Below are 10,574 nucleotides of genomic sequence, written 5' to 3'. Positions count from 1 at the left end.
TTGATAAAGTCGGACATAAGGGCGGACTTACCATCGGAGCGAACACAAGTTCAGACGGCCGCCCCCGGAGGCTTACACTCAAAGGTTGCCCGTCCCAATCTGTGATGATCCCTCCTGCGCCTTCGATAATCGGTATAAGTGCCATGTAGTCGTATGGGTGAAGGTTCATCTCGAACAGAAGGTCCACATGACCCGAAGCCAGCAGACCATAAGCGTAACAGTCCCCGCCAAAGCGTCGCATATTCGCTTTTCCAGATAGTTTTTCGAATTGCGCCCATCCCGCAGCGTCAAAGTTGTCCGGGCTGGTGGTATAAAGGATCGCCTCGGAAAGGCGTAGCCGACCGCTGGTGCGGCAAGGCGCGCCGTTTAATTGCGAGGGTGCACCACTCTGGCCAGTCCAGCGTTCGCCGCTTGGTGGAATCGATATGACTCCGACGTCGGGCACACCGTTTTCCAGGCAGGCGATCAGCGTGCCGAAACTTGGCATTCCTGAGAGAAAGCTTTTCGTTCCGTCGATAGGATCGATGACCCAGATCCGTTCAGCGTCAAGCCGGTCGTCCTCATGTTCTTCGCCAAGGATACCATGGTTTGGAAAGGCTTCGGCGATCTGGCGTCGCATCTCGGCTTCGATGGCTCGGTCGGCTTGGGTGACAGGCGACTCGTCGGCCTTCGCCTCGATGTCGAGCGGCTTGCGAAAATAGCTCATGGCCATCGCGTCGGTCGTATCCGCCAAGGTATTTGCGAACTGAGCCAGCCGATCCGTATCGGGGTTGGGCTTAAGGGACTGCATGGAAATTCCTCAGAATACGTAAAGTGACAGGCTGCGGGCGCACACCGCGGGAATTATTAGTAGACAAAGACCACAAAAACGCAAGACTACACATATTGCCCCAATGTTACACCGGACGACGCATGACGCCGGGCAGCTATACAGAAGGGGTTTTGCAGGGGCCCCATCGACCGGGCACAGGTCCGGACAAGGAAGTGAACCAACAAGGAGATGATTATGAAGACCTGGATTCAGACTACCACGTTGTCGCTGGCAGCTCTCGCCGCTGCGGTGCCGGCCTTGGCCGACGAGCTGACGGTATACACCGCACTCGAGGAAGAAGAGATCGCGGCCTATATCGAAGCTGCTAAGGCGGCGATGCCTGATACTGAAATCAACGTGTTGCGCCTGTCCACCGGCAAGCTGGGCGCGCGGTTGCTGGCAGAGGCAGGCAACCCGCAAGCTGATGTGATCTGGGGCTGGGCGGTCAGCGCCATGATGGATCCCCAGTTCCTCGAGATGCTGGAGCCTTACGAGGCAAAGGGTGTCGACGTGTTGCCCGATACCTTCCGAGACGCGGATGGCAAGTGGTTCGCACCGATCGGCTATATGGGCGCCTTTTGCGTGAATACCGCTCGGCTTGAAGAAAAAGGCCTAACGATGCCAAAGAGCTGGGCCGATCTCGAAGATCCGGCCTTCAAGGGCGAGGTGCTGATGCCGGATCCGAACTCCTCCGGTACGGGCTATCTGCACGTCAACGCTGTCTTGCAGAGCATGGGCGAAGAAGCTGGCTGGGCGCAACTCGAAGCGGTCGATCCAAATATGGCGCAATACACATCTTCGGGCTCCAAGCCGTGTAAGTCCGCGCGGGTGGGCGAATATACCGTTGGGATCTCGCTGGCTTTTACAGCGATGCAATCGATCGAAGAGGGCTATCCACTGGCCATGGTTTTTCCCGAAGGCGGCGTGGGATACGAGCTGGAAGCCTCCGGCCTGATGGCCAGCACCGACAATCCCGAGGCGGCGAAGGCCTTCCTAGACTGGACGATGTCGGACGAGGCTATCGACCTTTATCAGCAGTACAAGGCGCTAATCACCGTGCCGGGTGTCGATGCATCTGAAGCGGCCGAGGCGGCTGGGCTTCCCGCCGACATCTCGACCATCCTCGCGGATATCGACTTTGTACAAGCCGCGAATGACCAGACCGATGTAAAGGCGACATGGAAAGAGAAGTTCGGCCGCTAAGGCCAAAGATCGGGGCGGCTTCGGTTCGCCCCAACCCTTTGCAGGCGGTCTCGGATCGCCTGCACGCCGAAGGAAAGTAAGACCCCATGTACCTAACCGTCCGCGATGCCACCAAGATCTACGGCAATTTTACGGCGCTCGACCGCGTTTCTATAGGGATCGATCAGGGCGAGTTCGTCTGCCTGCTCGGGCCTTCGGGCTGCGGAAAAACGACGCTGCTAAGGCTGATCGCCGGTCTAACCGAACTTGACGGCGGAGAGATTACTCTGGAAGGCGCCGATCTGTCACAATTGCCCGCTCGCAAGCGTGGCTTTGGCATCGTCTTCCAGTCCTATTCCTTGTTTCCCAATATGACTGTCGCCGAGAATATCGGGTATGGGCTTAAAATCCGGGGCGCAGCGAAGACTGAAATCTCGGTACGGGTCGCGGAATTGCTGGAACTGGTCAAGCTGCCGCAGGTCGCTGATAAGATGCCCGGCCAGCTTTCGGGCGGGCAGCAGCAGCGAATTGCCCTTGCGCGGGCCATTGCTGTTGATCCGCGTGTGTTGTTGTTGGATGAACCGCTTTCGGCTCTGGATGCCAAAGTGCGTGCAACTTTGCGCGACGAAATCCGGCAGGTGCAGCGCGCACTCGGCATTCCGACGCTGATGGTGACCCATGATCAGGAAGAGGCACTGGCACTAGCAGACAAGATCATCTGTATGAATCACGGCGTCGTGGTGCAGGCGGGTACGCCGGAGGATCTGTACCATCGGCCTGCCACCCGTTTCGTGGCCGAGTTCATGGGGATCAGCAATCTGTTGTCGCCTGAAGAGGTTGACCGCCTGTTTCCCAATCTGCTGGCGACCCGACCCGCCTCAGGCAAGCCACAGCTTGCCTGCATCCGTCCCGAGCAGATCAACATTGCGAAGTCGGTCGATGGTGCAGCAACAGTGCGCAGCATCAGCTTTCTTGGCAACCTGCGGCGGCTTGAGGTCGACAGCCCAGTCGGCATGTTGACCGTGGAAACCCACGGCGCGAACCCCTGCCGCGCTGGTGAGCGTGTACGGCTGCACGTCTCACCAGAGGCCTGCACATGGGTCGACGACGACGGGGACTTGGCCGAGGCTGTGCCAACATGAGCCTGCAGGAACAGGCCCCGGCGCGGGCCGGACGTGCGCTTTTTGATTTCGATCGCCTCCTGACCCTCGTCTGTGTTGGCCTGCCGCTGCTGGGGTTGATCCTCTTTTTTGCCTATCCGATGCTAATCGTCTTTTTGCGCTCGATCACGGTTGGCGACAGTTTTGGGCTTGGCAATTACGCCGAGGTGCTCAGTTCTTCCGGATTCTGGCGCGCAACGCGGCATTCGTTGATTATGGGCGGCGCGACCACGCTGCTCAGCGTGCTGCTGGGCTTCGTGATCGCACACGGCCTCTATCGCTGTGCTTTTCCCGGTAAATGGCTGATCCGTGGCATCATCGTCCTTCCGTTGCTGGCGCCCTCGCTGGTGCAGGCGCTTGGGCTGATCTTTCTGCTTGGGCGCAACGGCGTCATCAGCCGCGCCCTTGGGGTCGAGATCGAGATTTACGGGTTCTGGGGTCTGCTGATCGCCAATACGCTGTATGCGCTGCCGCAGGCGGTGATGATAATCGGTGCGGCGCTGGTCCTGCTGGATGCGCGCACATATGAGGCGGCGGACGTCATGGGAGCCTCGTCCTGGCGGCAATTCCGCGACCTGACCATTCCCTCAGCGCGCTTCGGTATCATGAATGCGGGTTTTGTGTGCTTCACCATTACCATCACGGATTTCGGCAATGCCGCGGTAATTGGCGGTGACTATTCCGTCCTCGCAACCGAGATCTACAGCCAAGTTGTTGGCCAGAGAAACTTCAACATGGGAGCAGTGGTGGGGATCATGCTGCTGCTTCCCACCGTGCTATCGTACGCAATCGAGCGGCAGGCGATGAAGCGTCAGCAGGCGGGGCAGGCCACGGGGCAGGTGCCGTATCACCCCTCCTTCGCGCCATTTCGAGATCTGAGCATGGCGGCACTGTCATTGCTGATCTGTGCATGTATCGTCGCGGTTATTGGCATCGTGGTCTACGCCAGTTTCGTCGCGCTTTGGCCCTACAACATGTCGCTGTCGCCCAAACACTATGACATTACGCTGGCGGGAGGGTATTCTTCTCTCTGGATCACCATCCTGATTTCGCTGGCAGCGGCGGCGGGTGGCACCGTGGCGGTGTTCCTGTTGGGTCTGGGCTTGCGGCGTTTGCCTCAGGCGCTGGCCCAGCCGATTCAGATCCTCGCTGCCATGCCAGCGGCCGTCCCTGGGATGGTGCTCGGGCTGGCCTATATTCTGACGTTCAACTCCACAGCGACACCGCTTTACCTGCTCTATGGCACCGCCGCGCTGATCGGGATTGTTAATTTCTACCACTACCATACTCAGGCGTTCCTTACCGCATTGACCGGGTTTCGACAGTTGCCCGCCGCCTTGGAAGAGGCCGCAGGCAGCCTTGGCGCAGGTCTTGGGCGTACTGCCCGCGACATTGTGGCCCCGTTTATCGCGCCCATGCTGGTATCAGTCTTTTTCTTCCTCTTTATGCGCTCGATGGTCACTCTCTCGGCGGTAGTCTTCCTGACCACGCCCGAATTGAGCGTCGCCGCAGTGACGATCATGCGACTGGACGATGCCGGGCTGACCTCGCAGGCGGCGGCATTTTCCACCTGCGTTATGGCGGTTGTTTGCGTCGCTGTCTTGTCTATGAAATTCACGCTGGCGCTGATGCGCCAGCGAGGCGAAAGCGGGGAGACAGCCTGATGTGGGCAAAAGAACGCCACCAGAGGATTCTTTCGATGCTAGCCGCCAACCAGCAGGTCAGCGCCAATAATCTAGCGGGGATGCTGGGCGTGTCGCGCGAAACGGTGCGCCGCGATCTGCTTGATCTGGAAGAGATCGGCAAGGTGGCTCGGGTCCACGGAGGGGCCGTCTTACCCGAAGCCCGGATGGAAGATCCGTTTCGCCAGCGCATGACGACCCAGATCCGTGCCAAATCCGAAATTGCTAAAAAAGCTGTCAGCCTGATACAGCCCGGTCAGATGATCATGGTCGATGCCGGGTCGACCACCGCTGTCTTTGCCCGCGAGCTTGTGAAGGTTCCCGGCATTTCGGTTGTCACTAATTCGTTGGATGTGGCCACCACGCTGCAGGCCGGCAGCAGGGAGGTGGTTCTCCTGGGCGGTCGGATCGCCGCAGACGTGCCCGCGACAGTGGGTGAGCTGACCCTCTCCGAGATCCGTCGTTTCGAGGTCGATCTCTGCTTTTCCGCGCCGGTGGCCCTGCATCCAGAGAAAGGGGCGTTTTTCTATGATCTTCAAGAGGCCGAAATTTCCGCCGCGATGGCCGCGCAGGCAGTGAGAACAGTAAGCATGGCCCACCACACAAAGCTGAATGCCACCAGCCGCGTTCGGTCATTGGATGCGGAGGGGATCGGAACCCTTGTTACCGATAGAGCTGCGCCCGAAGCGCTTCTGGAGCAATTTAGAAACGCTTCTATTAAGGTTCTTTGAAGTTTATTGAATCAAATGGCCCATGCCATCTTGCTGAAAGCCGCGTTCAACTGTCTGGGCCTCGGTGTGCAGCCGCCGACCCCGTCTTGGGGCCTAATGGTTTCGGAAGGCACGAACATGATGCTTTTTGAACCCTGGCCGGTGTTGATTTTCGGCGCGGTTCTTTCTGTATTGGTCCTGGTGATCAACCTCATGGGCGATGGGCAGCGGGATGTCACGACCTCCGGAGGATGGAGCTGACTGATGTCATGTCCGGCATTTTCTGGCATATCGGCGATAAGCCGACGCGTGCAGGCTGACATAGATTTCGAATGGGACTCTGCGCAATACAAGCGCGCTAAAAGGACTAGGCGCGTTTGAAGAACCACTTTCATGCATAACTCAAGCGTAGCGGTGGTGGGACACAGTGTTGCGACAGAACTGTCCATGCCATTGTCGATCAGATGGCACGAAACCGGCATACGCGCTTCGACGGGTAGCGATGTCTCGATGACCGACCGCCCTTCCAATCGTCCCCTTGCGTGGATGTCAGCCAGCTACCACGTTCTCTGAGAATTCTCGAACAACTCTGGTTCGAAAGCATCTGGCGTTTAAAAGCCAAATGGATCAGACCTGATTTTTCGAACAACTGCGCTATTTTGCTTTGCAAGCAGTCGGTTGCAGCGAAGCCTGTGTCTCGTCTCACTTCGTAATTCTAACGGAAACAGCCTGATCATGGACCTGAACGCATTCTTCGCTATTAATCCTTACCATATTGCCTTGGCTGCTATAGGGACAATAGTGATTTTGGCGCGCTGGATTCCGAGGCTTGTGTCCCGGAGTGAGCCAGCTTCTGCCCCCCTCATGATCATCTTGGGAAGCGCTGGCGCATTATTGATCCCGGCCATTCCCACGATGCCAGATCCGCGGGAAGCTCCGATGCCGTGGGAACTTCTTAGCGAATTGGCCGTAATCGTCGCTCTGTTTGGGACAGGCATGCGGATTGATAGCGTTCTGCCTTGGCGCAAGTGGGCTCCGACGGCGCGTATGCTCGCGATTGCCATGCCACTTACAATCGCTTCCATAGCATTGTTGGGCGTCGGGCTGGAAAGCTTGACTGTGGCGGGGGCAATTCTGCTTGGCGCGGTATTGGCGCCTACCGATCCAGTTCTTGCGGCCGACGTGCAGGTCGGGCCGCCGCACGAAGGAGGCGAGCATCCTGTTCGTTTTACCTTGACAACCGAGGCCGGGCTCAACGACGGGTTGGCCTTTCCCTTTGTATATTTGGGCTTGATTGTAGCGGCTGAGGGGCTGAACGTGGGCGCTTGGGCGCTTGAATGGTTTGCTCTTGATGTCGTCTACCGTATCGTCGTCGGCGCCATTGCAGGCTGGGCAGGGGGACGGGCCTTGGCATTTGTCCTGTTTGCAGTGCCGAAAAGTGCACCATTGGCTAACACAGGGTCTGGTGTCGTTGCGCTTGCCGGTGTTCTGCTATGTTACGGTTCGACCGAGTTGGTAGAAGGCTACGGGTTCATAGCGGTGGCCGTAATGGGCATGACGCTGCGGCGGATGGAAGAAGATCACCATTTTCACCGACGACTGCACGATTTTACCGAATCCATCGAACATGCTCTGACTGCGGTGCTGTTGGTCGCTCTCGGATCCATTCTGCCATTGGTATTCGCGGATTTGACGTGGAACCAGGTTTTGATTGCGTTGATCCTGATTTTGGTTATCCGCCCCCTCGCAGGTTGGATCAGTCTAATCGGTACGGGAATGTCCCGCCGGGATCGAGCTGCAATCTCAGTGTTTGGCGTACGTGGAATTGGTTCCATTTATTACCTATGCTACGCGATGAGCCACATGGAATTCGTAAACGAAAGCCAGCTTTGGTCGCTCGTTGGCCTCGTGATCCTACTGTCCACGGTTCTACATGGATTCAGTGTAAGTTGGGCTATGCGGAAGATCGAAGATTTTTAGAGCCAATCAATACGACAGTATTTTGATCATGAGACTACGGGTCGAACAAGTATACTGGTTCCGAGCCGATTGTTTGGCCGGTCTGAAGTTGCGCCCCGCTCCCCTGTAATGTCCTTTTTTTTGAAACCTCATAGACGCATACTTTCGTCGTCAGGATCAAGTTTCGAACCTTCAAGCGAGGTATCTTGGCGACTTTATTTCAAACCGGGCGCTGGTAGAACTTTTTGTTTTTGCAGAGTGGTTCTCGGCCGTAATACGTCCGCAGCTCACAAAAATTATTCTTTACGTTTTTTGCCGCCGCGCACCCTTTCGGGGACGCGGCAATTTTGGATCAGTCGCCTTACCCGATAATACTGTTGAGCGTCTTGGACGGGCGCATCACGCTGGCTGTCTTCGCCGCGTCGGTTCGGTAATACCCTCCAAGGTCAACAGCGTTGCCCTGCACACCAGCAAGTTCCGAAAGAATATCGGCTTCTTTAGCGGCAAGATCCTTGGCGATTGGCGCAAAATGCGCTGCAAGTTCAGTATCTTTAGTCTGAACGGCCACAGCTTCGGCCCAATACCGCGCAAACCAGTAGTGGCCGTCTCGATTGTCCGGTTCGCCCACCTTCCGCGATGGCGACCGGCCATTGTCAAGAATGCCCTGCGTTGCGGTTTCGACGGCTTCACCAAGAATGCGGGCCTTGTCGTTCCCTTTTGCGTCGGCGAGGAAGATCAGGCTTTCGCCGAGGGCGCAGAATTCGCCAAGACTGTCCCAGCGCAGATGGTTCTGTTCAACAAGCTGCTGGACGTGTTTCGGTGCCGACCCGCCAGCCCCTGTTTCGAACAATCCCCCCCCATTCATAAGTTTCACGATGGACAGCATCTTGGCAGAGGTCGCCAGTTCGAGGATCGGGAAGAGATCTGTAAGATAGTCCCGCAAAACATTCCCAGTAATAGCGATTGTATTCTCGCCCTTGGTAATGGTTTCAAGCGACGCGCGCGTAGCTTCGCGCGGGGCCATTATTTCGAACTCGTCTGTCAGTCCTTGCGCTTCGAGGATCGGCTTTACGTAGGAAATGAGCTCGGCATCATGCGCGCGGTTCTCGTCAAGCCAGAAGATTGCCCGGCAACCTTCTGCCTTTTGACGGGAGATGGCCAGATTGACCCAATCTTCGATTGGGGCTTTCCGCGCCGAAGAGGAACGCCAGATGTCGCCCGCTTCTACAGCGTGCTGATGAAGAACGGTACCATCATCGAGGATCATCTTTACCGTTCCGGATTCGGGGATCTCGAAAGTTGTCGGGTGCGAGCCGTATTCCTCGGCTTTTTGAGCCATCAGACCTATGTTCTGCACTGTGCCGGCGGTTGCCGGGTTCAACTTGCCGTTTTCTTTGAAAAAATTGATCGCCTCGTCATAAACCGGGGCGTAGGACGTATCGGGGATCACACAGTTCGCGTCTGCTTCCTTGCCATCTGGCCCCCAGCCTTTGCCGCCCGCCCGGATGAGCGCAGGCATGGAGGCGTCGATGATCACATCTGAAGAGACATGGAGGTTCGTAATACCCTTGTCGGAATCGACCATGTACATCGGCGGGCGGTCGGCCATGCAGGCGTCGATGTCGGCCAAGATCTCTGCCTCGTCTTTGACGCGAGCCAGCAAGTCCCCGAGGCCAGAGTTCGGGTCTACACCGAGTGCTGCCATCTTATCGCCGTGCTTCTCAAACACCGGAGCGAGGTAAGCCTTCACAGCGTGACCGAAAAGGATGGGGTCGGAAACCTTCATCATCGTCGCTTTCAGATGTAGCGAGAAAAGGATACCTTCGTCCTTGGTCTTTTCGATTTCCTTGATCAAAAAATCTTTGAGTGCGGCGGCGCTCATAAAGGTCGCGTCGACTACTGTGCCGGCAGGGTACTCGAGGCCCTCTTTGAGAACTGTCTCACCGGATGCTGTCTCCAGCACGATTTTGGCGCCAGTGGCTTTTTTGAGAGTGGCAGAGGTCTCATTTGAGAAAAAGTCGTTTCCCGACATGGACGACACATGCGTCTTGCTGTCGGACGTCCATTCGCCCATGCGGTGCGGGTTTGCCTGCGCAAAGCTTTTTACGGCTTTGGCGGCGCGGCGGTCGGAGTTGCCTTCGCGCAGAACCGGATTGACCGCCGACCCCTTGATCCCGTCATACTTGGCACGAACGGCTTTCTCCTCGTCACTCGCGGGCGTTTCCGGATAATCGGGCAGCGCAAAACCTTGCGACTGCAGCTCTTTGATTGCGGCAACCAGTTGGGGCACTGAGGCGGAGATATTGGGCAGCTTGATCACATTCGCTTCGGGCGTCTTCACCAAGCGTCCCAATGCGGCCAGATCATCTCTCTGACGCTGATCTTCACTTAGATGCTCGGGAAACGCTGCCAGAATGCGCCCGGCGAGGCTGATGTCCATTTTTCCGACGCTGACGCCAGCGGCTTCTGCGAATTTCTGAATGATCGGCAACAGCGACGCCGAGGCCAACTCAGGTGCTTCGTCAACTTTCGTGTATATGATGTCGGACATGATATGCTCCAAATTGCTGCATTTGAGCCTCTCATATCTGAACCGAAACAGAAGGTCGACGGTACACCGCAGCATACAGAGCCACGAGCCACGAAATGTTGTTACGATGGCTTTTTGGGTCCAAAGTACCCAACTGACCCATCTTCCATGCATCAATCAAAAAAGGCGTGTTCAAGGTGCCAGAACCATAGTTCCCACGGGCATCTCCGCGTGTGTTTGAAACGCTTTCTTCGCAAATGCCATGGCAAGAATGCCATTTGCACATCGCCACCTTCTTGGAAGGGTTCAAGCTGGATGCCATGGCGCACGCCAACGAGATAGACTGCTCTGACAGAAAGGTAGTCGAGCGGTTGGGATTAAGTTAATACACTCACGTTATTGAAAAAAAACTCTCGCATAGCAATCTTAAGGTGACTCAGGGAACCGGCATTCGAAAATCAGCCCAGGCTCAGGAGTTGTTCTCACTGAAAGCCGGAAGATTACGGTCGGGGTGATTGCGATTGCTGAGAAGTAGGTTTG

At 56.7% G+C, this 10,574-nt stretch carries 7 protein-coding genes and 1 pseudogene; 6 read left to right on the top strand and 2 right to left on the bottom strand.

The window, feature by feature from the left end; translation table 11 throughout:
- The coding region (locus MF268_RS24870; RefSeq protein ID WP_238373390.1) for an inositol monophosphatase family protein at positions 1–790 on the bottom strand (790 nt) is incomplete at its 3' end.
- Positions 791–1,006: 216 nt separating this feature from the next.
- On the opposite strand from MF268_RS24870, the gene MF268_RS24865 reads away from it, so the two are divergent.
- The 6 genes and pseudogenes from MF268_RS24865 (at position 1,007) to MF268_RS24840 (ending at position 7,525) form a co-directional block, all read left to right on the top strand.
- Complete coding sequence (locus MF268_RS24865; RefSeq protein ID WP_238373389.1) at positions 1,007–2,014, top strand: ABC transporter substrate-binding protein; 1,008 nt, start codon at positions 1,007–1,009, stop codon at positions 2,012–2,014.
- Between the two features lie 86 nt (positions 2,015–2,100).
- A complete protein-coding gene (locus tag MF268_RS24860) occupies positions 2,101–3,135 on the top strand; it encodes an ABC transporter ATP-binding protein (protein ID WP_238373388.1) in 1,035 nt (344 codons plus the stop codon).
- Positions 3,132–4,817: an ABC transporter permease subunit gene (locus tag MF268_RS24855; RefSeq protein WP_238373387.1), complete on the top strand. Its 1,686-nt coding sequence runs from the start codon at positions 3,132–3,134 to the stop codon at positions 4,815–4,817. The genes MF268_RS24860 and MF268_RS24855 overlap by 4 nt, the downstream gene beginning before the upstream one ends.
- Positions 4,817–5,566, top strand: coding sequence for a DeoR/GlpR family DNA-binding transcription regulator (locus tag MF268_RS24850; protein ID WP_273545170.1), 750 nt, complete (start codon positions 4,817–4,819; stop codon positions 5,564–5,566). The genes MF268_RS24855 and MF268_RS24850 overlap by 1 nt, the downstream gene beginning before the upstream one ends.
- Before the next feature lie 12 nt (positions 5,567–5,578).
- Positions 5,579–5,806: pseudogene (locus MF268_RS24845) on the top strand (ABC transporter permease); the annotation flags it as partial.
- 474 nt (positions 5,807–6,280) lie between these two features.
- Positions 6,281–7,525: a cation:proton antiporter gene (locus MF268_RS24840; protein ID WP_238373384.1), complete on the top strand. Its 1,245-nt coding sequence runs from the start codon at positions 6,281–6,283 to the stop codon at positions 7,523–7,525.
- A gap of 340 nt (positions 7,526–7,865) precedes the next feature.
- Here MF268_RS24840 and MF268_RS24835 read toward each other — a convergent pair whose 3' ends face one another.
- Positions 7,866–10,055 (bottom strand): NADP-dependent isocitrate dehydrogenase, encoded by a 2,190-nt coding sequence (locus tag MF268_RS24835; RefSeq protein WP_238373383.1) that lies wholly within the window; start codon positions 10,053–10,055, stop codon positions 7,866–7,868.
- Positions 10,056–10,574 lie beyond the last annotated feature (519 nt).

The organism is Heliomarina baculiformis (assembly GCF_019966545.1).
GTDB lineage: Bacteria > Pseudomonadota > Alphaproteobacteria > Rhodobacterales > Rhodobacteraceae > Heliomarina > Heliomarina baculiformis.
This window is presented reverse-complemented; position numbering and strand designations above follow the sequence as displayed.

Excerpts from the sequence above, each read along its gene's own strand:
- MF268_RS24865 (WP_238373389.1), top strand. The coding sequence starts at position 1,007 with ATGAAGACCTGGATTCAGACTACCACGTTGTCGCTGGCAGCTCTCGCC.
- MF268_RS24860 (WP_238373388.1), top strand. The coding sequence starts at position 2,101 with ATGTACCTAACCGTCCGCGATGCCACCAAGATCTACGGCAATTTTACG.
- MF268_RS24855 (WP_238373387.1), top strand. The coding sequence starts at position 3,132 with ATGAGCCTGCAGGAACAGGCCCCGGCGCGGGCCGGACGTGCGCTTTTT.
- MF268_RS24850 (WP_273545170.1), top strand. The coding sequence starts at position 4,817 with ATGTGGGCAAAAGAACGCCACCAGAGGATTCTTTCGATGCTAGCCGCC.
- MF268_RS24840 (WP_238373384.1), top strand. The coding sequence starts at position 6,281 with ATGGACCTGAACGCATTCTTCGCTATTAATCCTTACCATATTGCCTTG.
- MF268_RS24835 (WP_238373383.1), bottom strand. The coding sequence starts at position 10,055 with ATGTCCGACATCATATACACGAAAGTTGACGAAGCACCTGAGTTGGCC.